The sequence below is a fragment of the Acinetobacter sp. AB03 genome (assembly GCF_058107045.1).
This window is the reverse complement of record NZ_JBUEBA010000002.1, coordinates 1,258,927-1,281,955: the sequence shown is the minus strand read 5'-3', so window position 1 is coordinate 1,281,955 and position 23,029 is coordinate 1,258,927. Positions and strand designations below refer to the sequence as shown.

The window sequence follows — 23,029 nt, the reverse complement described above, 5'->3', positions numbered from 1 at the left end:
GCCGATTATGCCTAATTCAAAATTCCCCAAACTCCTTGACTATGATGCTCTCAAACAACAATTTGGTGAGGAAGAATCCCCTGCTACTCAATACGGCCACACGCAGGTAACACAAGAAACTGATGATGCTTTAGATTTTAATGAAGAAAATCAGCCCAAACCCACAGGTTTAACAGGTTCTCGTCTACGTTCTTATGCCTTTGCAGTATTAACACGTAAAGAATATTCAAAAGCAGAATTGATTGAAAAATTGGTCACATGGGCAATGCACCGTGAAGAAGTGATTACACTGGTTGAAGAGCTTTCAGCACAAAACTATCAGAGTGATCAACGCGTGGCTGAGATCACTTTATCGAGCCAAAAGCGCAAAGGCAAAGGCCCTAATCGCATTAAAATGGCGCTTAAAACTAAAAAGATTGACACTGGTTTAATTTTAGAAGAACTGAAAGAAACAGATTGGGTCGAACAAGCCTATCAACTCAAAGTTAGAAAGTATGGAACTGAGGTCGCAACAGATCCAAAACTAAAAGCCAAACAAATCCGTTTTTTAATGTATCGTGGCTTTGAAATGGACGCGATTATGAAAGCGATTAATCGCAGGGTTGATGACTAATCACCATTCGCTCTTGACCAAGCTATACCCAAATCACCTTTATAAATATTGATCTTATATTCACACCCAACATTAACTACATGTAATCGTTAATGAGTTAGAAAGTAAGTCTAAGCAACTACGAATCAGATAACATTCAGAAAAGCTTAAATATATAAAGTATAAGATGAAAAATAATGCAATGATTTCTAATACTTGAAATAATTTTCGATAAATTAAATAATCAGGATTTAACGTGATATTAAAATACATCACACCTAAGAAAAATACACATGGCAGAGCAAAAAGAGGTGAGGAATAGACTAAATGAATCTTTAAAACAAAAGCTGAGGGTAAAGAGAATAGGAAATATTACAAACGCAATAACAGTGAATAAAAAGATATTTTTTAAATTTGGTCTACATACAATGTATTTGTATATTGATTATTATATTTTTAATAAATGAATATGGTGGCAACCCTACCAGCCAACCTTCGGCACATCATATTTCTACTACCGTTGCTACCTTCCGGTCCTGGCGGGGTTCGTAGAGTACAATTGCGAAGTAACCGGCAGGGCTACCATTGCAAGAACAGAGTATAGAGATTTTTCCCTAAGTTGCAAGCCTATAAACGACTTTTCAATAAGCATTTCATTCAATTGACTATTTATAAAACAAACTTAAGAAAAATCGCTCAATTATTGGTAACGACTAGGCTACATTCATTTACCTAAATATACGACAACAATGTAAAAGCTTATTGCAATTCATAACGTTGCCGTTTTTAATGGGGTAAATGAATTTCGTTTGATGTTTTCCCCATCAAAGCCTTATAACACGGATATTTTATGATGCTAAAGAAGCATAGCCTATGTGCCCTCACCCTACTTTGCACAACGCCTGTTTTCGCCAATATTCCAATTGAATCTCGCGGCTTAAGTCAAGCAACGAACAATAGTGTCAATCCAACCAGCGTCGCAGTAGACACAGGTGCGAGTGCAACAGCAACCAATATTAATTGGCAAATCATGCAAAAGAACCAACAATTAGAAAATGATTTGCGTAGCTTACGCGGTAAACTTGAAGAGCAAGACAACGAGATCGCTCAACTCAAACATGAGTTGGAAAACCGTTACGCTGACCTAGATCAACGCTTAGAGTTACTTCAGCAAAAAATAGACCCTGAAGCGAGCAATACAACGGAGGATAACCAACAGGATACTCCTCCCAGTAACACCACAATCACCAACGCCAGCAGTAGCACAACCGCGGCCGCAGTAAACAAAGCACCTGTAGTGGTCAGTACGCAAAACACATCAGAGCCATCTGAGCTAGAAAAAGCCGCGTATACTGTCGCATTGGATGCCTATAAGCAAGGTGGTGCGAAGAAAGCGATTGCACCCATGCAAAATTTTATTAAAAACAACCCCAACAGTGTTTACATCAGCAATGCATATTTCTGGTTAGCTGAATTTAATTTAGCGATTGAACCCACCAACTATGCAGAAGCAAAAAAGAACTACGGGATTGTGGCAAACCAATATCCAAACTCTTCGCGCGCGCCTCGAGCCGTCTATCAGCTCTATAATATTGCCAAAGAAGTGGATAAAAATACGGTTCAGGCTAACCAATACAAAGCCAAACTCCTCAAGCAATATCCTAAGTCTGAAGAGGCCTCTTTCTTTAAAAAATAATTTTTCTATAGATATAAAAAAAGACACGCGAAGTGTCTTTTTTTATCTTTGGAATAAGCTTAACGCACAATGCCACGCTCTGACTGTTCTAACGAGTCAATAAGCAGCTGTACCTCAGCAACTTCAGGCAAAATTTCTGCACGGATACGTTCTAAAGCCTGCTCTGTCGTTAAACCTTCTTTATAGATCAGTTTAAATGCAGTACGTAAACCTTGAATCACATTTTTAGACCAACCCTTACGACGCATGCCTTCAACATTCATCGCAAAAGCATGTGCAGGATTACCAGAAACCATCACATAAGCAGGGACATCTTTCACAATCAATGATGCACCACCAATCATGCTATAAGAGTCAATCTTACAGAATTGGTGTATACCCGAGTTACCGCCGACAATCACATAGTCACCTACATGAACATGGCCAGCCACGCCGACATTGTTTGCAAAAATATTATGATCACCGACCACACAGTCGTGTGCAATATGCGTATTCACCATTAAAAGATTATGGCTACCAATCTTGGTTATACCGTGATCCTGAACCGTACCACGGTGTAAACTACAATGCTCACGAATTTTATTATGGTCACCAATTTCTAACCAGGTTTCTTCACCTGCATATTTTAGATCTTGGCAGACCTCACCCACGCTTGCGAATTGGAAAATTTCATTTTGCTCTCCAATACGCGTATAACCACCGACCACCACATGCGAATGTAACTGTGTACCTGCACCAATAGTGACATTTGGACCAATAATACAATACGGTCCAATCTTAGCATCTGCTGCAATCACGGCAGATGCATCGATGATTGCTGTTGGGTGAATAAATTCGTTATTGCTCATGATTGCTCTATTTTCTGATGCGAAACCATAATTTCCGCAGATGCTGCTACTACACCGTCAACAGTGGCAATACAATTATATTTGTAAATACCACGTTTCTGCATGACCAATTCTGATTTTAACACCAATTGGTCGCCTGCAACGACTTGCTTTTTAAAGCGAACTTTCTCTGCACCTGCAAACAAGAACAAAGAACCTTCACTTGGTTTCTCATTGTTCATGATGAAACCAAGAATACCTGAAACTTGCGCTAATGCTTCGACAATCAAAACACCAGGCATAATTGGATAATTAGGGAAATGGCCTTGAAGAAACTCTTCATTAATAGACACATTTTTATACGCCACAATTCCATTTTCAGTCACATCAACAACACGATCGACCAATAAAAAAGGATAGCGGTGTGGTAAGTACTCACGAATAGTTTGAATCGTCATTGGCAATTCAGGTTTCGTGAAACTAGTAGAATTCGACTCAGTCATCATATTTCTATTTACGCAATTTAATTGTTGATTCAAGGGACTCGATTTGAGCCTGCATATGATCAAGTTTTTTTACCAATTGGGTCAATGGCACATCTGCTAATTGTCTTAGACGAACAACGGTGCGTTTCCACTTTTGATTTTCAAACAGTCCAATTCCTGAAGAATACGTTCCAGCCACAGAAATATTATTTGTGACCATTGACATTCCAGTTAACGTAACATTATCAACAATATTTAAGTGCCCTGCAATTGCAGACCCACCACCTACGATGCAATTTTTGCCAATGGTTGTACTACCCGCTATTGCTGTATTGGCAGCAAAAGCCGAGTTGGCACCAATTTTAGCGTTATGGGCGATTTGCACAAGGTTATCAATAATGACACCATCTTCCAAAATTGTGTCATCCAATGCACCGCGATCAACACTACAATTTGAACCAATCCGTACATCATTTCCAATGATGACCGAACCCAATTGAGCAATTCGATGCCATTTCCCTTGATAAGGGGCAAAACCAAAACCTTCACTACCAATCACAGTATTGGCATGAATACGGACACGATCACCAATTTTGCATGACATCAAATTTACATGTGATTCAATTAAACCACCGCGGCCAATTTCAACCCCATCATGTATGCTGACATGTGAATGGATAATCGTGTCATCGCCAACAACGCAATTTGCACCAATAACCACATAATGTCCAATATAAGCAGTATCTGAGATGATTGCCGAAGGATGTATCTGCGCAGTGCTTTCTATGCCCTGCTCAGTGTGTTTAACCTCAAAAGCATGGGTTAAAATTGCAAAGGCTAAATAAGGATTGGCAACAACAATAAAATTTTGATGTTCAACCAAGTGATCCTTCAGATCAGCTGTAACAATAAATGCTCCAGCTTTAGACTGCTGTGCTTGCTCTAAGTACTTTTCACCATTTACAAATGCAAGATGTCTAGACTCTGCCGAATCTAGACTTGCTAATCCCTTAAGGATTAAATCAGCTTGACCTACACACTCACCTTGGACTAAACGAGCAAGATCTTCTAAGCGATACTGTTGAGGATTCATTGATTACTTAATTGCGTTAACCTTTTGAATCATTTTATCAGTTAAATCATACTTAGCGTCATAGGCAAGTGCTGAGTTTTTATTCAAAACAACATCTAATTGATTTTCTTTACGCAATTGTTCAGCAACCTGCTTTACACGACCATCAAATACAGTACGTACTTGCTGAATAGAGCTTTGCACACTGCTTTGCATGGTTTGCTGCAACGTATTGAACTCGTTCATTTTGCTTTGATACTGAGTCACCATTTTTTGCTTATCCGTAGCGCTCAGCTTATCACCTGTTTGTAAACGCTGTTGTAAGTCTTGAAGCTCTTTACTAAGTTGATCAAGCTTCGTACTTTGCGGTTGAATTTTTTGTTGAAAACTCGAATTTTGCTGTTTTAAATAGGTGCTATTTTCAACAACACGCTCAAGATCTACCACACCATAACCAGCAGCATTCACCACTGTAGAAGTTAATGTTGTAAGTGTTAAAGCTGTAAGAAGTTTTTTCATATTTATATCTTTCATGTAGAGAAAAGGTCGACCTTAGAAGGTACGACCGATTTCAAATTGAATGTTCTTTGTTTCATCGCCATCTTTATCATTCAATGGGTATGCATAGCTAAGAGACAATGGACCAATCATCGTAATCCAAGTAAAGCCTACACCCACGCTATAGCGCATGTTAGAAACATCAAAACCAAAGTTGTCTTTACAGTATTGTTTCGCATCTACACCTGGGTCATTTGCCTCACCAGACATATACAACTTACCAGATGGCACATCACACTGTGTATCAAACACTTGCGCACCTTCAGCAAACAGCACTGGACGAACTTGACGTGTCCAATCCCCTTTAAATGGCAAAGGCAAAGCCAATTCTGTACCAAATTGAATCAGCGCATTACCACCGACTTCTTCAAAATCATAATCCTTAGAATGGGATTCACTATAGGTAACACCAGGGTATTTTGGACCTAATGTGCTGTTGTCATAACCACGAACTGAACCAAAACCACCTGCATAGAAGTTTTTATAGAATGGTAAGTCATTACCATAACCCAACTTACCATAGCCACGAAGTACGAAGTCTTTACCTAATGGGAAATAAGCTTGAGCATCATAAGTCAGTTTCTGATATTCAACATCACTACCTGGTAATGCAATTTCACCATTTACACGATGCGACATACCAGATGTAGGGAACACCGGACGGTTTAAAGTGTTATATGACCAACCCAAGTTTAAGTTATACGTTAGGAAATCACCGTTAAATTCATTATCATAATCAACAGTCTGACCATTACATTTCGTACCAGTTATTTTTGTTGGATCAGCAGGATCCTCATACAAGTTTTCTATAGTACCAATACAAACATCTTCAGCTTTGCCAGTTGCCTTACCACCATGTGCCAGCAAGTAATCACGCACATAGGTCGATACATACGGACCTGTGGTGACTTCAGTTTGGTCAATGTTTAAACCCGCACTAATGCTTTGGTTTTCATCAATTGGATAACCAAAATTGATACCACCACCAAAACTATCCGTCACATAGTTGTTGACGTTATAGTCTTCATCCAACTTGGTTTTACGGTAGTACATGTTATAACCACGACGTACACCATCAATCGTAAAGTACGGGTCCGTCACACTTAGGTTGTAATAATCTTGTGTTTCTGAGCGGGATAAATCAATGGCAACAGAGTTACCTGTGCCCATGAAATTAGTTTGACTTAAACCCGCTTGGAAGGTTATACCGCCGCTTTGCGAGAAACCAACTGCCAAGGTACTGGTACCCGAGTGTTGCTCTTCTACATTAATATTTAAATCAACTTGGTCGGCTGTGTTCGGAACACGTGCAGGTTTGATATCTACAGTCTTAAAGAAACCTGTGCGCTCTAAACGAACTTTAGATAAATCAATTTTCTCATTACTTGCGAGTGCACCTTCCATTTGGCGCATTTCACGACGTAATACTTCATCCGCAGTTTTCGTGTTGCCGGTAAAGTTAATACGACGCACAGTCACTTGCTGACCTGGATTCACGTAATAATTTAAATCCACCAGATGAGTTTCTTTATCGATCTGAGGCACGACGTTCACTTCTGCATAGTAATAACCTGCATTACCGTATTTACGTAGAAGCAACTGTTTAACCGCATTCACTTTTTCTTGTGAATAGATATCGCCATCTTTATAAATTTGTAAAGCTTTCAGCTCTGCTGGCGTGTATAAAGCATCGCCCAAAAATTTGGTTTCGCCAAATTTAAACTGTTCGCCTTCATCCACTGAAACTTCAACAAAAATATTCTTTTTATCTTCACTTAAATTTAAGCTTGAGTGATTAATATTAAAGTTGATATAGCCTTTATTTAAATAAAGTGCACGTAAAGACTCTAAGCTTGCAGCCATCTTTTCACGTGCATAACGGTCATTACGTGAAATAATGGATGTCCAACCACTCTCTTTTACCGCAAACGCTTGTTCAATTTCGCTTTCTTTAAATACGGTATTACCAATAATATTGATATCTACGACTTTTGCAGCCTTACCTTCAACAAACTCAATAGTAAGGTCTACACGGTTGTTCAGCTTCGCCGTTGTCACAACTTTTACATCAGCATCATACCGACCTTGCTGCATGTACTGTTGTTCAAGCTCAGATTCAACCGTTTGTAGTGCTGATTTTTTCAGCACTTCACCTTCGGTAATCCCCATCTTCTTCAAGCCTTCTTCCAAGGCCTCTTTAGGAATGAGTTTATTACCTTTAAATTCAACTTTAGAAATTAGTGGGCGTTCGACAACTTTGAAAACCAGCGTATCACCCTGCTTTTCTGTTTTAATGTCATCAAACAAACCTGTTGCATATAAACTACGAATGGCATTGGCAAGTGCTGCATCGCTCACACGATCCCCACTATTCAACGGAATCATTCCATAGACATTTGCTGGCGTTAAACGAACAAGTCCATCAACCTTAATATCACGTACTATATAATCTTCTGCTGCATATACTTGTTGTACTGTTGCCATAGCACTGATGAGCGCCAAAGGCATAAATAAATGTGTGTGCTGCATGCCAGTTTTTTCCGATGTAAAATTTAATTCCGTATCTACGCTTTTTTACAAACGCATAAAATCATTGAATAGTGCCAAAAGCATCATACTTCCGAGCAATACCATACCAATTTTTAAACCAACCAATTGTATTTGTTCAGAAACAGGTTTACCACGTATTAGTTCTATAAAATAATAGACCAAATGTCCACCATCAAGCATAGGAATAGGCAATAAATTTAATATCCCTAAACTTACACTCATCAGTGCCATAAATGAGATAAAAGTTTGCCAACCCATTTCTGCACTTTGTCCTGCGACTTTGGCAATCGTGATCGGTCCTGATAGGTTGTCTAGACCAATCAAACCGCGCACCATTTTTACAATCGAGTTCAAAATCATGCTCGACAATTGACCGGTTTTATCCACCGCCATCATGAAGGCTTCGGCAGGATTATATTGTATCGTTTGTTTATATTCTGTAGGAATACTGATTTTCCCAGGGTCACTTTGTACACCTAAGACACCAGAAACCTTGCCCATATTGTCACGTTTACCTTGCGGCATCACTTCAAGTTGTACCAATTGGTTTTGACGAAGCACATCAATTTTTAACAATTTCTCAGGTGAGGCTTGAACCACTTGTACCACATCAAACCAATCATTCATCTTGATGCCATCAATCGCGACAATTTTGTCACCTTGTTGCATACCCTGACGAATGGCTGCACCATCTTCGCTCAACTTAGTCACAACCGCAGGAATTTTTGGTCGATAAGGCGTAAAACCCAGAACATCAAGCGGAGACTGTGTTTGATCTTTCAAGAAGTTTTGAATAGGTAAACTAAACGTTTTAACTTGTCCCGCACGTTCGGCCTGAATTTGGATTGATCCCGTTTCACCCACACGATCGACCAAGGCAAAATTCAATTTTTCCCAAGTGGGTGTCGTTAAGCCATCAACAGCGGTAATTTTATCGCCCACTTGCATTTGAACTTGTGCCGCAGGGGTATTAGGTAGCACTTTACCCACACGTGTATTCAACTGCTCTTGTGCAGGTAAAAACAAAATCCAAAACAGAAAAATGGCAAATGCCAAATTAATCAATGGGCCAGCCGCAACAATTGCGATACGCTTCCAAGGTGACTGACGATTAAATGCTTTAGGCGCATCCTCTTCAGCAACATCGCCTTCACGCTCATCCAGCATTTTGACATAACCACCCAAGGGCAATGCCGAAAGCTGATATTGAATACCTGACTTTTTAGAGGTCCACTTTAAAACCGTTGGTCCAAAACCAATGGAATAAACTAAAACTTTTACGCCCAATTTACGCGCAACAAAATAGTGCCCAAACTCATGTATTGCAATAAGTGGGCCTAAAAGCAAAATTGCCGCAACAATCATAAACAAGGCGCTCATGCTTAAATTCCTATATTCACCACATATTGCTGAGCAACATGACGTGCGTTTCGATCGGCTTCTAAAATAACATCAAGTTGTGTTGCTGCTTGATGTGGGATGGTATTCAAAGTGTGTTCAACAATAGCAGGAATATCCATGAACCCCACCTGTTGATTTAAAAATGCAGCAACCGCAATTTCATTGGCTGCATTTAAAATCGCAGGGGCTGTACCCCCAGTTTTCATCGCTTGACGTGCCAAGCTTAATGCAGGGAATCGATGCGTATCTGGCGCTTGGAAATTCAACTGATGATTTTTAAATAAATCTAAAGCTGGAACATGGGTTTGAATACGCTCAGGCCATGCCAAAGCATGTGCAATTGGCGTACACATATCAGGATTTCCCATTTGCGCCAATGTTGAACCATCCACATATTGCACCATGGAATGAATAATACTCTGCGGATGCACAACTACTGTAACAAAATGTTCTTCAATTGAAAAAAGATGACAAGCTTCAATTAGCTCCAGCCCTTTATTCATGAGGGTCGCCGAATCAACCGAAATTTTCTGCCCCATGGACCAATTCGGGTGTTTGCACGCCTGTGCAGGCGTTACATTGTGTAATTCATCTAAACTATGTTTTAGAAATGGCCCGCCGGATGCAGTCAGAAGAATACCAGAGACTCCAAGTTTCGGCTTTCCGTGACGCTCAGCTTGTAAATAGGTCTGCGGCAAGCATTGGAAGATTGCATTATGCTCAGAATCTACAGGAAGCAAAAGAGCCTGATGGTCATGAGCAGCCTGCATCATGATGTCACCCGACATCACCAACGCTTCTTTATTTGCCAAAAGGACACGCTTTCCTGCTTTTACCGCTGCTAGCGTCGGCATTAAACCTGCCGCGCCAACAATAGCCGCCATCACCACATCCACTTCCGGATGTTCAGCAACCGCGATGAGGCCTGCCTCATCCGCCAAAATTTCAATGTTTTGTAAATTGGCTGCGACTAGGAGCTGGCGCAGTTCATCCACTTTAGCTTGAGGTACAACTGCAATTTCAGGTTGAAACTGCTGACAAATATCAACAAGCTCTTGCATCCGACTATGTGCCGTAACAGCAAACACAGAGTAGCGTTCAGCATGTTGTTGCAATATTTTTAAGGTGCTCTGCCCAATCGAGCCCGTCACACCCAAAATACAAACAGATTGAGACATTTACAAATCTACGCCAATAAGTTTTAACACATATACACCCGCAGCAAAGATAGGTGCAGCAGCCAGTAGCGAGTCAATGCGATCCAGCACCCCACCATGCCCCGGCAAAATACGACCTGAGTCTTTAATTCCAGCACGACGTTTAATCATAGATTCAAATAAATCACCGAGCACCGAGCTAAATACAGTGACTACAGATAAGATAAGAAATAATAAATGCTGCGCGTACGTTAAATCTAAATAGAGGATTTCAACAGCGACCACGATGATCATGGCCGTAATCACACCACCATAGAGACCTTCCAACGATTTATTTGGACTCACTTCAGGTGCAAGTTTACGCTTACCCAGTTTACGCCCAACAAAATATGCCCCGCTGTCAGCACCCCAAACCAATAAAAACAGGTACATCAGCCACCATGGAGACATCTTCCAGAGTGCAAAAATAGCGGTCACAGCTGAAGATATCAGAACAATCCCAACCACCTTAAGGGTTGAATTATACCAAGCATCATAATTTGGATAAGATTTAACCCAATACAGACTTAGCAACCAACATAGGATAGAGGCAACCCAAAGTAGAAGTGCAATATCGTTAAAGTATAAGGCAAGTGTAGCAAGGCCAGCACTTAATAAACCAAAACCCCATGCTAGAGGTTTATTAACATTTTTTGTTGTACGGGGCATGAGTTTAAACCACTCATAGCCTGCAACCCCTGCCGCAATAATCATCAGCACAAACATTGGATAGTGTGACTGGGTTGCAAACATACAACTCAGTACAACGGCCACCAAAACCAATGCGGTTATAATCCGCTCTAACATTTATTAGTTCTCAATTTTATCTTGTAGAATTTGTTCCGTCGTTTTCCCGAAACGACGTTCACGCCCACCAAATACAGCCAAGGCGTCATCAAACTCTTCTACACTGAACTCTGGCCAAAGAGTCGGAGTGAAGTAAAGCTCTGCATAAGCTGCTTGCCACAACATAAAGTTCGATAAACGAAAATCCCCGCCTGTACGAATCAATAGATCCACAGCGGGTAAATCACTCAAACTAACGTATTGGCCAAAAACATGTTCATCAATTTGCTCAGGATCTAACGCTTGAGATTGAACAGCAAGTGCAATCTGCTTAGCCGCATGCGCCATATCCCACATCCCACCGTAACTAATTGCGATGGTCAAAGTCATCTTGTCGAAATTAGCAGTGTCTTGTTCGGCATGCAACATTAAGTCACGCAATTGCGGAGATAATTTAGAACGATCACCAATAAAACGTAAGGACATTTGATATTGATGCATACGAGGCAACTGTTCATGAATCGTGTCTTCCAACAATTTCATGAGCAAATCAACTTCAGCTTGAGGGCGCTTCCAATTTTCACTCGAAAAAGCAAAAACGGTTAATGCTTGAATATTTCTTTTTCGACAATGCTCAACAATCGGGTCAAGGACATTTTTTCCTTCACGGTGACCATCGCCCTTTTGCATTGCATTTTTTTTGGCAAAACGATTGTTGCCATCCATGATGATGGCAACATGTTTTGGAAGAGTAAGCTTATCTTCTGAATCGGTCATTATACAAGTTAGACCTTCAACAACTCAGCTTCTTTATTCGCAAGACGTTTGTCGATTTCAGCAACAAACTTATCTGTGATTTTTTGAATATCATCAGATGCACGACATTCATCATCTTCAGAAATTTCTTTTTCTTTCAACAATGCTTTGATGTCGCCCAGTACATCACGGCGAATATTACGTACTGCAACTTTTGCATTTTCAGCTTCGTTACGCGCAACTTTTTGCATGTCACGACGTGTTTCTTCCGTCAGTGCAGCCATTGGAACACGAATCGCATCAGCCGTAATCGGATTTAAACCCAAATCTGATTCACGGATGGCTTTATCAATTGCCGCAACCATGGTGCGCTCAAATGGCTGAACCAACAAGGTACGCGAGTCTTCAACACCCACGTTTGCCACTTGGTTTAATGGCACATCTGAGCCATAGTAAGGAACCATTACCCCGTTTAAGATAGATGGATGCGCACGTCCTGTACGAACCTTGGCAAAACCGTGCTCTAACGAGTCAAGTGACTTGTTCATACGGTCTTCTGCGTCTTTTTTAAGATCGTTAATCATGTGATCTTCCTTACTTAATTCGAAAAGATATAAATTCTAAAATAGCGTGTAGTATAAAGAGCTTTCGAGGTCACGTACATTAGTTCGTTACGTGAGTACCCTCTTTTTCGCCCATAACCACTGAAAGCAATGAACCTGCTTTATTCATGTCAAAGACTTGAAGCGGTACATTGTGGTCACGACACAAGCAAATCGCGGTTAAATCCATCACACCCAATTTCTCATCTAACACTTGGTCAAAAGTTAAGGTGTCATATTTAACGGCATCATCATATTTGCTTGGGTCTTTGTTGTAGACACCATCAACTTTCGTTGCTTTTAGGATCAGGTTGGCTTCAATCTCGATACCACGTAAGCATGCTGCTGTATCTGTGGTAAAGAACGGGTTACCTGTACCTGCGACAAACACACAAACTTCACCTTGTGTTAGGTGACGAATCGCATCACGACTTGAGTATGATTCAACCACAGCACCAATTGGCAATGCTGACATCAAACGGGTTTTGATATTACGACGTACCAAAGCATCACGTAATGCCAAACCATTCATCACGGTTGCAAGCATACCCATTTGATCACCCGTTACACGACCAACCAAACCATCTTTTTGCAATTGACTACCGCGATATAAATTACCACCACCCACAACAATCCCGACTTGCACACCCAAACCCACCAAGTGCGCAATAGCCAAAGACATTTGATCAAGTACTTGAGCATCAATACCCATATCTTTATTTCCAGCCAATGCTTCGCCAGAAAGTTTCAGTAAGATGCGTTCAAAACGTGGTTTTTTAGAATCCAACATCGCAATAACTCCAATATCTAAATTTTAAAATTTTATTTGTGTCTTAATTCGATTTAATCGAAATCAATTGTGCATACAGATCATATTCATCTGCATCGGTAATTTCGACTTCTAACAAATCGCCTGATTTGATCTGGCTTTTATCAATATCTTCCACAAAGACATTGCCATCAATTTCAGGAGCATCTGCGTATGAACGTGCAATCGCAACTGGGAATTCTTCATCCAGTTCATCGACCAGCACCGTCATTTTCTGACCAACACGCTTTTGAAGTTTTGCAGCAGAAATCGCCTGTTGCACTTCCATAAAGCGTTCATAACGCTGTTGCTTAATCTCTTCTGGCACGTGATCTGGCAAGTCGTTTGCTGTCGCACCTTCAACAGGTGAATAGGTAAAGCAGCCTACGCGATCAAGTTGTGCTTCTTTCAACCACTCAAGCAAGATCTCAAAATCTTCTTCAGTTTCGCCCGGGAAACCCACAACGAAGGTTGAACGAATCACCAATTCAGGACATTTTTCACGCCACAGCTTTAAACGCTCAAGTGTATTTTCACTATGTGCAGGTCGTTTCATTAATTTTAAAACTTTTGGACTTGCATGTTGGAATGGAATATCCAAATAAGGCAAAATTTTGCCTTGTGCCATCAAGTCAATCACTGCATCCACATGTGGATATGGATAGACATAGTGCAAACGCACCCAAATACCCAGTTGACCTAAGGCCTCACACATGTCATAGAACTTCGTCTTAACAGGTTGACCATTCCAAAAGTCTAATTTGTATTTGGTATCGAGCCCGTAAGCAGAAGTATCTTGGGAGATAACGAGTACTTCTTTTACACCGGCACGTTTAAGCGCAGCCGCTTCTTCTAAAACAGAACCGACTGGGCGAGACACTAAGTCACCACGCATACTTGGAATAATGCAGAAGGTACAACGATGGTTGCACCCTTCTGAGATTTTTAAGTACGCATAATGCTTCGGCGTTAAACGAATCCCTTGTTCTGGAACAAGGTCAATAAATGGGTTGTGTTTTGGTGGCTCAGGCACGTATTGGTGCACGGCTTCCATCACTTCTTGATATGCAGCCGCCCCTGTCACTTTTAAGACATTTGGGTGCATTTGGCGAATTTTGTCTTCGTCTTTACCTAGGCAGCCCGTAACGATTACACGACCGTTCGCACTCATGGCTTCGCCAATGGCATCTAAAGACTCTTGCACTGCAGATTCAATAAAACCACAGGTATTTACAACAACTAAATCCGCACCATCATAATCTGATGCTACATCATAACCTTCAGTCTTCAACTGAGTTAAAATTCGTTCGGAATCAACCAATGCCTTAGGACAACCTAAAGAAACAAAACCGACTTTGGGGGATTTCATGAATCTGCGCTCCACTAGAATGCGCGTATTGTATGTCTTTTCTGTTTATAAAAACAGATCGATTCTACACTCTTTGTTTAATGCACCAAAATAAAACCAACACTGTAGTAGAATTAACATAACGCACCATTTTAAGTCACTTTCAGTTTACTTGATTTTTAGAATCCGCTATATCTTTAGCTAATCGTTCATTTACAGCGCATTCCGCAAAAAAAGTGTGCTCATTTCACTATACAAAATCAAAGTTGGCGTGCATTTTGCTTTATTTGCATCAATTCAGTCCGCTATTTGGAACGGTTAATGCTTTATCAAGATGCCATTGCGCTATTTTAATACAGGATACATTCGCTAATGGATCACCCTATTTCTATCGACTATCGCCTTTTAGTGGACAATTTGACCACTGCGATTTTATTGGTCGACAGTAAATTAAATATTTTTTACTTAAATTCCTCTTGCGAAGCATTATTTGATATCAGTCTTTTACGTGCCTCTGGCCAACCTGCGCTTAATTTACTCCATGCACCCAATGATGAGTTCAATACAGAAGAAGCACTCCTCAATACTCTAAACTCGGGACAACACTACACCCGTCGTGAAGCCATTATAAAGGTCAACTTTAAAGATATTCATGTTGACTATACCGTGTCACAGCTAAATTCAAATAAACCCTATCATCCTTTGCTTTTAATTGAGATCAATCCGATTGATCGGATGCTCAAAATTTCCAAGGAAGAAAACTTCTTACAACAGCATCAGGTCGCACGCCAACTGATTCGTGGTGTTGCACATGAAATTAAAAATCCGTTGGGCGGAATTCGCGGCGCTACACAACTGTTAGCGCGTAGCCTCAATGATCCTCAATATAGCGAGTTCACCGACATTATTATCAGTGAAGTCGATCGCTTACGTAATTTAGCAGACACCATGCTTGGTTCTCGTCAGCTACCCAGTTATGAGTTGGTCAATGTACATGAGCCTTTAGAGCGTGTTCGCTCACTCATTACCAACCAAACCAAAAAGAAAATTAAGATCACCCGTGATTATGATTTGTCATTACCTGAAGTGATGGCCGATCGTGATCAACTGATACAAGTCATGTTGAACATTAGCGTCAATGCAGTGCAAGCCATGACTGAAAATAAAGAGTTCTTTGTCGACCACCAACCTGAACTAATGTTACGCACCCGTATTCAACGTTTAGTGACCATCAATGGTGTACTGCAACGCTCTGTGGTACGGATTGATATCGAAGACAATGGTCCGGGCGTTCCAGAAGAAATTTTAGAATCTGTGTTTTACCCGCTGGTCACGGGTCGTGCTAAAGGCACAGGACTAGGTTTAAGTATTGCGCAAAATATTATGCATCAACATAACGGAATGATTGAATGCCAATCTGTTCCCGGAAAAACAACTTTTAGCTTATATATACCTTGGGAGTTAAACCATGTCGCGAAATAAAATATGGGTAATTGATGACGATCGCGCCATGCGCTGGGTGCTGGAAAAAACGTTCAAAGAAGAAGGTTTTGACGTCACAAGTTTTGAAGAAGCTCAATCTGCTTTAGACCAACTCAGTTTAGATGCACCCGATGTGATCTTGACCGATATTCGTATGCCCGGCATAGATGGCTTAACTTTTTTAGCGAAAGTTAAAGCCAACTATCCTGATCTACCTGTCATTATTATGACGGCTCACTCTGACCTAGAGTCTGCTGTTTCAAGTTATCAAACAGGCGCATTTGAGTATTTACCCAAGCCTTTTGATATTGATGAAGCCTTAGCTTTAGTGAATCGTGCGATTTTGCACATCACCAAAATGCAGCAGCAAGAATCGGCAAAAACGGTACCACCGATTCAATCGACCGAAATCATTGGCGAGTCTCCTGCTATGCAGGAAGTCTTCCGCGCGATTGGTCGTTTGTCTCAATCACACATTACAGTGTTAATTAATGGTGAATCTGGTACAGGTAAAGAGTTAGTTGCGCATGCGCTACACCGCCACTCACCACGGAGCAGCAAACCTTTTATTGCACTCAACATGGCCGCGATTCCCAAAGACCTAATTGAAACAGAGCTTTTTGGTCATGAGAAAGGTGCATTTACTGGCGCCAATACACAGCGCCAAGGTCGCTTTGAACAAGCCAATGGCGGAACACTGTTTTTAGATGAAATTGGCGATATGCCGTTTGAAACGCAAACACGTTTACTGCGTGTGCTGGCTGATGGCGAGTTCTATCGCGTCGGCGGGCATATCCCGGTAAAAGTAGATGTACGTATTGTCGCGGCAACGCACCAAGACTTAGAAAAATTGGTACATGATGGTCGCTTCCGTGAAGACTTATATCACCGTCTAAACGTGATTCGCATTCACATTCCAAAACTGGCGCATCGTAGCGAAGACATCCCTATGTTGGCGCAGCACTTCTTGGCACGCGCAGGCAAAGAATTAGGCGTAAGCCCTAAAATCCTTCGCCCTGAAACGCAAGAATATATGCAACAGTTACCTTGGCAAGGAAACGTACGTCAGCTCGAGAACACTTGCCGCTGGTTAACGGTCATGATTACAGGACGTGAAGTTTATCCTGAAGACTTACCATCAGAGCTGAAGCAAATTCCAATTACCCGCTCAGGTGAAGATGCGCAAGCCGCGCAAAACTTAGATCGGATTGCAGTCCACCATTGGGATGAGTTGTTGGGTCAATGGGCTGTGCAAAAGCTGAAAAATGGCGAGATGAAAATCCTCGATATCGCAACCCCAATGTTCGAACGCACATTGATCATTGCTGCGCTGCAACAAACCCGTGGCCGTAAACGGCATGCGGCTGAGTTACTCGGTTGGGGGCGTAACACCCTTACGCGTAAACTTAAAGAGCTAGGTATGGATACCGCAGACGATGAAAGTGAAGAAGAAGCTTTAGAAAACTAAGACAGATTCAAATAAAAGCGCCGCAATGGCGCTTTTAATTTATTAAGCCGTAAAGCCTAAATAGCGTGAATAGCCTTCAACACCAAGTGGTGCTTTTAACATGATAAAATTTGGGTAACTGGCTTGAGTTAACTCTTCAAACATAATCACTTGATCATCATGTGCATGGAGATCATCAACACTGCGCTGCATGGTCGCTTCAAATTCATCTGTGATATATTCAAAACCAATGTCCATCGCAATAAATAAGGTATGTTCACAAGGCTGAACGTATTGTTCATGAGACCAATCAATTACCTGTTGTTGGCAGTGTGGACACGCTACGGGATCTGTCGCTTCACAGTCTAGTGGGATCAATTGATAAGTCATAATTTAGTTTTTAAACAAAGATGCTGCGAAGTTTAGCATAGGATAAAGTACCTAGAATAATCATGTCGACTTTAGAAAAAGCCATTGCACTGGCTGCAACCCAACATGCGGGGCAACTCGATAAGGGCGGACAACCTTACATCTTGCATCCACTTCGCCTCATGTTGCAATTTTCCAATCCTACCCTACAAATCATTGCAGTGTTGCATGACATTTTGGAAGACACCGCAACGACTGCTGAAGACTTAGAAGCGCTTGGCTTTAGTGCCGAGATCATTCAATCCATACAAGCACTGACCAAACAAACAGGTGAATCACGTTTGCAAGCGGCTAAGCGCACTACATTAAACCCTCTTGCAACCCAAGTAAAATATGTTGATGTACTCGATAATATGAACCTTTCGCGCATAAACAACCCAACAGCACGCGACTTTGCACGACTTGAAGAATATAAAGAGGTGCTTGAAATACTCAAACAAGCGAAAACTCAGTGAAACCCTTAAAATAACTGAGTATTTTCAATTAAATCTCTACAATTTCAAAATTGACAAATTGCAACGATCACTTTTTAATTAAGCCTATCGTTGCACAAATGGACATGGTGAATGTTAAGCGATTTAGATGATTTTTATTGTTTTGCTCAAGTGGTTGAACATGGTGGTTTTAGCGCAGCCGAACGCGCAACAGATATTCCTAAATCCAAGCTCAGTCGACGTGTGTATAACCTCGAAGAACGTTTGGGTGTACGGCTAATTCAACGCAGCTCTCGACATTTCGCAGTGACCGATATTGGTATGAACATTTACCGTCATGCGCAAGTGATGATGAATGCTGCACAAGCCGCACACGACTTGGTCGATCATCTCAGCTTACAACCGCGTGGTGTCATTAAACTCAGCCTGCCAGTATCGATTGCACAAAACGAAATTGCACGCATTTTACCAAGCTTCTTAAAAACCTATCCCGAAATTAAAGTGCAAATGATGGTGACCAATCGCCGTGTGGATATTATTAACGAAGGTTTTGATATCGCGCTGCGGGTTCGCTCCAATTTAGACGATGATCCAAGTTTGGTAATTCGTAAATTTGAAAATATCGAGCAGCATTTATTTGCCAGCCAAGCCTACTTAAATGAATTTGGCGAACTGAAACAACCTGAAGATTTAAGCCAACATCATATACTGAGTATGGTTGATGAGCATTTAGATCAACATATCATCGTGCATAATGATGCGCAGCAACAAAAGAAAATACGCGTAAACCCTGTCGTGATGGGCTCTGATTTGAGTATGTTGGCTCAACTGGTCCGTAAAAACTGCGGCATTGCCTTACTTCCAGACAGCATCGTACAAGATATGGTGAAAAGTGGTGAGCTGGTTCGTGTCCTACCCGACTGGAAAGCACCACACGGTATTTTTCATGCGGTGTATCCTTCACGTCGTGGTTTATTGCCTGCTGTCCGCGTGTTTATTGACTATTTAATTGAACACCTTAGCTCAAATAAATCACTTTAAACTCTACACATGCTCAATGACATTGAGCCAATCCATGAGGCAAAAAAAAGAGCTTAACCGAGGTGGATAAGCTCATAAACTTTCAAAATAAGAAACTACAGCGAGTATCTTGGAAACAATTTTAGTGACAAAATGAAGTCTAGACCAATAGCTTGCATGTATAAGTTTTAATCATATAAAATCAAAAACCCGATAAATAAAGGGGTTCAGAAATATCAGTGATTGCTTTTAAGACTTAATTTAGCTTTTAAGTCACAAAGCTAGACCAAAGTCTAAAATTTAATCAACGACAAAACATCAACTTAAATTTCTGGATAACTGCCCGTACCTTCAGGCCAAGGTGATAGTAACTCAAAACCAGTTTCAGTCACGAGTACCATATGCTCCCACTGCGCAGTTAAAGACTTATCGGCAGTCACGACTGTCCAACCATCCTTGAGCTCTTTGACATGTGCTTTGCCCATATTAATCATCGGCTCAATCGTAAACACCATGCCCGCTTTAAGCTGCATCCCCTTACCTGGTTGACCATAGTGCAATACGCTTGGCTGTTCGTGATAAACTTTGCCAATACCATGACCACAATACTCGCGTACCACACTATAACCTTCACGGTGCGCAACAGTTTGAATGGCATAACCAATATCACCAAGCGTCGCACCTTGCTTCACAGCATGAATACCTGCAACCATCGCCTCATAAGTCGTATCGACTAGCTTTTTGGCTTCCGGTTTCACTGTACCCACATAGTACATACGACTGGTATCACCAAAGTAGCCATCTTTAATAATCGCCACATCAATATTAATAATATCGCCATCTTTAAGTACAACATTCGGCGATGGAATACCGTGACAGACCACTTCATTTGGAGAAATACAGGTGGTTTTGGTATAGCCATGATAACCAATATTGGCAGGCGTCACTTTTAAGGTATTTACAATGAAGTCATGACAAATATCATCCAGATATTCAGTCGTAACACCCGGCTTTACATGTTCACCAATCATCGCTAAAACTTCGGCAGCCAAACGACCAGATATACGAAGTTTTTCTACATCTTGTTCAGTTTTTATGCTCACATTTAAGCCACGCATTGAAATATCCTCAATTATGAAGTCGCAAGTATAGACCTTTTCTCAATATTTTTGTTCAAACTTAAATCTTAGGCTAGCCTTCAACAACTGACCTCTAAATAATTTGTGTAATTTTAAAGCATTTGCACTACAACTTTTAATTTAGGAAAATAGCGCCTCAAGCTTTTTATATTTATAATTTTTCTATTTAAAATGGATAATCAATCACATATATCAACCTACTTTTTACAAGTTGATATATTCACTTTTCATCTTATAAAAAAATTTAATACTACCCATGAAATAAATTAGCCAAAAAAACACTTATGCACTAAAATCGTCCCCCTTTGTTCAACTCGATCTCCCTTTTATGACAAGTCTGCGTACTCGGGATATTGTTGCTTTGGGTTTTATGACTTTCGCACTCTTCATTGGTGCGGGCAACATTATCTTTCCACCGATTGTGGCTCAACAAGCGGGTGAGCATGTATGGCTAGCAGCTTTTGGTTTCTTAATCACTGCTGTAGGCTTACCTGTAATCACCATTATTGCGCTGTCACGTGTCGAAGGTTCGATTCAAATTTTAAGTTCACCTTTGGGTAAAATAGCCAGTCTCATTTTAACCATTACGTGTTACCTAACTGTCGGACCACTCTTTGCGACACCACGTACTGCAACCGTTTCTTATGAAATTGGTTTTTCATCTTATCTTGGAACATCAAGCAGCAGCTTGCTGATCTACAGTGCAATCTACTTTAGTGTAGTCACCCTCATTTCACTGTATCCAAACAAGATTTTAGACACGGTTGGCTATGTACTCTCGCCACTAAAGATTTTATCTTTGACCATCCTTGGCATTGCGGCGATGATGATTCCAACGGGTTTCGTTCCGCCAGCCATCAATAATTATATCGACAGCCCTGTTTCTGAAGGTTTTGTAAATGGTTACTTGACCATGGACACTTTAGGTGCTTTGGTTTTTGGTATTGTAATTATTCAAGCAATTCGTTCACGCGGTGTCAGCAACCCTAAACTGATTACACGTTATGCGGTTATTGCGAGTATCATTTCTGGTATTGGTTTAACTGTAGTTTACCTCAGCTTATTTAAACTTGGTCTCGGAAGTCACGAAGTCGCAGCATATGCGAGCAATGGTGCAGTGATCCTGCATGCATATGTTCAACATGCATTTGGTGACTTAGGTTCATTTTTCCTGTCAGGTATGATTTTCATTGCGTGTATGGTCACTGCGATTGGCCTGACCTGTGCATGTGCTGAATATTTCAGTTCGATCACTAAAATTGGCTATAAAGTTTGGGTCTTCATTCTGATTGGTTTCTCTTTCATTATTTCAAACTTAGGTTTAACCAAACTCATCGCCTTTTCTGTGCCTGTTTTAAGTGCAATTTATCCACCTGCAATTGTGGTGATTATGCTGAGCTTTGGCTGGAAATTCTTTAATCATCCTCGCCGAGTGATTGCACCTGTTACCGCAGTGTCTTTGGTCTTTGGTCTTCTAGACGGTTTAAAAGTTGCGAACTTTGAACTGCCGTATGCGCTGACTCACTTACCTCTTGCAGAACAAAACCTTGCATGGCTTATCCCATCTTTAGTGGTTTTTGTAATTGCCGTTGTAATCGACAAAGTGAAAAAGTAAGCAAAAACTGATGTTGTTAAAATCTGGTTTTACCCAAACCTGATTTTAAGCATGATCAATATTTGTCACATTTTATCCAAATGGACACATATTGTTTCATTTCTTTCTACATCAGTTTTTGTACATACTGACACATTTCATATACACCGCTAAAGTCGTATATCAACACCTTCATATCTCTTATAAATTTAATATTAGAAAATAAAGAATTCTTTAAAGCCTGCCCTAGCAAGCCATTCATGGCATCAATATTGCTTTATACAATCTATGTATAAGCTTACATACATCATTTATTTGTCATCTTATACCGTAACGAAATACTATTTATTCACTAAAAAAATGCTACATACATATTTTCTGATTGGTATAACATAATTTCTCTGAAAAATAGTTGTTTTTGCTCTTGATCAACGCAAGTTTTAGCAGTACAACATTAAGAACTAATCCGACTAAACACATTGGTTTTTAGTCAAAAACTCAAGGAGGGATGGAGATGTTATCATTACATTTCAACAAGCAAGTCTTCATTAACGCTCTGAAGGCAAACAAGAATATGGTGACGTATTTAAGTACCACCATTGCCCTAATGGTCATTATGATCATGCATGGCTTAATTCAAGGTAACCTTAAAGCTGAATATTTTGCTTACGCTATCGTCGTATCATTTGCCTTTTATTTATGGGCAGTCGTCGATCAAAAATTCCGAAAGGCCACACAGTCAATTGACTAGCAAACAGGTGGATGATTAGTCATCCACCTTTGTAAAAGTATAAAAATTAAAAAAAC

At 40.6% G+C, this 23,029-nt stretch carries 22 protein-coding genes and 1 other RNA gene; 8 read left to right on the top strand and 15 right to left on the bottom strand.

Features of this window, described 5'->3' with window-relative positions:
• Positions 1-7: 7 nt before the first annotated feature.
• Complete coding sequence (locus tag ACY3FQ_RS06570; protein ID WP_263507336.1) at positions 8-613, top strand: regulatory protein RecX; 606 nt, start codon at positions 8-10, stop codon at positions 611-613.
• 458 nt (positions 614-1,071) lie between these two features.
• On the opposite strand, the gene ffs is transcribed toward ACY3FQ_RS06570, so the two are convergent.
• Positions 1,072-1,168, bottom strand: an RNA gene (ffs, locus tag ACY3FQ_RS06565) — signal recognition particle sRNA small type.
• A 274-nt stretch (positions 1,169-1,442) separates the two neighbouring features.
• On the opposite strand from ffs, the gene ACY3FQ_RS06560 reads away from it, so the two are divergent.
• Positions 1,443-2,288 carry a YbgF trimerization domain-containing protein gene (locus ACY3FQ_RS06560; RefSeq protein WP_263507215.1) on the top strand — a complete coding sequence of 282 codons (846 nt, stop codon included), beginning with the start codon at positions 1,443-1,445 and terminating at the stop codon, positions 2,286-2,288.
• 59 nt (positions 2,289-2,347) lie between these two features.
• Here ACY3FQ_RS06560 and lpxA read toward each other — a convergent pair whose 3' ends face one another.
• The 12 genes from lpxA to rimO all read right to left on the bottom strand — a co-directional run bounded on the left by lpxA (position 2,348) and on the right by rimO (position 14,698).
• The gene (gene lpxA, locus ACY3FQ_RS06555; protein ID WP_004981924.1) at positions 2,348-3,136 is read right to left on the bottom strand and encodes an acyl-ACP--UDP-N-acetylglucosamine O-acyltransferase; all 789 of its coding nucleotides are present in this window, start codon (positions 3,134-3,136) and stop codon (positions 2,348-2,350) included.
• A complete protein-coding gene (fabZ, locus tag ACY3FQ_RS06550) occupies positions 3,133-3,618 on the bottom strand; it encodes a 3-hydroxyacyl-ACP dehydratase FabZ (protein WP_010326983.1) in 486 nt (161 codons plus the stop codon). Before fabZ ends, lpxA begins: the two co-directional genes overlap by 4 nt.
• A 7-nt stretch (positions 3,619-3,625) precedes the next feature.
• Complete coding sequence (gene lpxD / locus ACY3FQ_RS06545; RefSeq protein WP_263507216.1) at positions 3,626-4,693, bottom strand: UDP-3-O-(3-hydroxymyristoyl)glucosamine N-acyltransferase; 1,068 nt, start codon at positions 4,691-4,693, stop codon at positions 3,626-3,628.
• Between the two features lie 3 nt (positions 4,694-4,696).
• Positions 4,697-5,191: an OmpH/Skp family outer membrane protein gene (locus ACY3FQ_RS06540; protein ID WP_263507217.1), complete on the bottom strand. Its 495-nt coding sequence runs from the start codon at positions 5,189-5,191 to the stop codon at positions 4,697-4,699.
• Positions 5,192-5,224: 33 nt separating this feature from the next.
• Positions 5,225-7,714, bottom strand: coding sequence for an outer membrane protein assembly factor BamA (gene bamA, locus ACY3FQ_RS06535; protein WP_489774395.1), 2,490 nt, complete (start codon positions 7,712-7,714; stop codon positions 5,225-5,227).
• A gap of 90 nt (positions 7,715-7,804) precedes the next feature.
• Positions 7,805-9,160, bottom strand: a complete 1,356-nt coding sequence (gene rseP, locus ACY3FQ_RS06530) for an RIP metalloprotease RseP (RefSeq protein ID WP_004696568.1) — start codon at positions 9,158-9,160, stop codon at positions 7,805-7,807.
• Positions 9,161-9,162: 2 nt separating this feature from the next.
• Positions 9,163-10,359: a 1-deoxy-D-xylulose-5-phosphate reductoisomerase gene (ispC, locus tag ACY3FQ_RS06525; RefSeq protein ID WP_263507220.1), complete on the bottom strand. Its 1,197-nt coding sequence runs from the start codon at positions 10,357-10,359 to the stop codon at positions 9,163-9,165.
• A complete protein-coding gene (locus tag ACY3FQ_RS06520; protein ID WP_205667927.1) occupies positions 10,360-11,184 on the bottom strand; it encodes a phosphatidate cytidylyltransferase in 825 nt (274 codons plus the stop codon). It abuts the gene before it with no gap.
• A gap of 3 nt (positions 11,185-11,187) precedes the next feature.
• On the bottom strand, positions 11,188-11,940 hold the full coding sequence (gene uppS, locus ACY3FQ_RS06515; protein ID WP_058951731.1) for a polyprenyl diphosphate synthase: 753 nt from the start codon (positions 11,938-11,940) through the stop codon (positions 11,188-11,190).
• An 8-nt stretch (positions 11,941-11,948) separates the two neighbouring features.
• Positions 11,949-12,503 (bottom strand): ribosome recycling factor, encoded by a 555-nt coding sequence (frr, locus tag ACY3FQ_RS06510; protein ID WP_489773726.1) that lies wholly within the window; start codon positions 12,501-12,503, stop codon positions 11,949-11,951.
• 79 nt (positions 12,504-12,582) lie between these two features.
• Positions 12,583-13,311 (bottom strand): UMP kinase, encoded by a 729-nt coding sequence (gene pyrH / locus ACY3FQ_RS06505; RefSeq protein WP_004696558.1) that lies wholly within the window; start codon positions 13,309-13,311, stop codon positions 12,583-12,585.
• A gap of 43 nt (positions 13,312-13,354) precedes the next feature.
• Positions 13,355-14,698 carry a 30S ribosomal protein S12 methylthiotransferase RimO gene (gene rimO, locus ACY3FQ_RS06500; RefSeq protein WP_004981943.1) on the bottom strand — a complete coding sequence of 448 codons (1,344 nt, stop codon included), beginning with the start codon at positions 14,696-14,698 and terminating at the stop codon, positions 13,355-13,357.
• Between the two features lie 351 nt (positions 14,699-15,049).
• On the opposite strand from rimO, the gene glnL reads away from it, so the two are divergent.
• Both glnL and glnG read left to right on the top strand, forming a co-directional pair.
• On the top strand, positions 15,050-16,159 hold the full coding sequence (glnL, locus tag ACY3FQ_RS06495; protein ID WP_004696555.1) for a nitrogen regulation protein NR(II): 1,110 nt from the start codon (positions 15,050-15,052) through the stop codon (positions 16,157-16,159).
• Positions 16,146-17,627, top strand: coding sequence for a nitrogen regulation protein NR(I) (glnG, locus tag ACY3FQ_RS06490; protein ID WP_004696552.1), 1,482 nt, complete (start codon positions 16,146-16,148; stop codon positions 17,625-17,627). The genes glnL and glnG overlap by 14 nt, the downstream gene beginning before the upstream one ends.
• A 42-nt stretch (positions 17,628-17,669) precedes the next feature.
• Here glnG and ACY3FQ_RS06485 read toward each other — a convergent pair whose 3' ends face one another.
• A complete protein-coding gene (locus ACY3FQ_RS06485) occupies positions 17,670-17,996 on the bottom strand; it encodes a hypothetical protein (protein ID WP_168158834.1) in 327 nt (108 codons plus the stop codon).
• Between the two features lie 62 nt (positions 17,997-18,058).
• On the opposite strand from ACY3FQ_RS06485, the gene ACY3FQ_RS06480 reads away from it, so the two are divergent.
• Both ACY3FQ_RS06480 and ACY3FQ_RS06475 read left to right on the top strand, forming a co-directional pair.
• Entirely contained in the window at positions 18,059-18,490 is a 432-nt protein-coding gene (locus ACY3FQ_RS06480; protein ID WP_279044891.1) for a phosphohydrolase, read from the top strand.
• Positions 18,491-18,601: 111 nt separating this feature from the next.
• Positions 18,602-19,510, top strand: coding sequence for a LysR family transcriptional regulator (locus ACY3FQ_RS06475; protein WP_004981950.1), 909 nt, complete (start codon positions 18,602-18,604; stop codon positions 19,508-19,510).
• Positions 19,511-19,812: 302 nt separating this feature from the next.
• On the opposite strand, the gene map is transcribed toward ACY3FQ_RS06475, so the two are convergent.
• Positions 19,813-20,607 (bottom strand): type I methionyl aminopeptidase, encoded by a 795-nt coding sequence (gene map, locus ACY3FQ_RS06470; RefSeq protein ID WP_005400725.1) that lies wholly within the window; start codon positions 20,605-20,607, stop codon positions 19,813-19,815.
• A 349-nt stretch (positions 20,608-20,956) separates the two neighbouring features.
• Here map and brnQ point away from each other — a divergent pair, with 349 nt between their 5' ends.
• Both brnQ and ACY3FQ_RS06460 read left to right on the top strand, forming a co-directional pair.
• Positions 20,957-22,243: a branched-chain amino acid transport system II carrier protein gene (brnQ, locus tag ACY3FQ_RS06465; RefSeq protein ID WP_279044890.1), complete on the top strand. Its 1,287-nt coding sequence runs from the start codon at positions 20,957-20,959 to the stop codon at positions 22,241-22,243.
• Between the two features lie 493 nt (positions 22,244-22,736).
• The gene (locus ACY3FQ_RS06460; protein WP_004696541.1) at positions 22,737-22,973 is read left to right on the top strand and encodes a hypothetical protein; all 237 of its coding nucleotides are present in this window, start codon (positions 22,737-22,739) and stop codon (positions 22,971-22,973) included.
• Positions 22,974-23,029 lie beyond the last annotated feature (56 nt).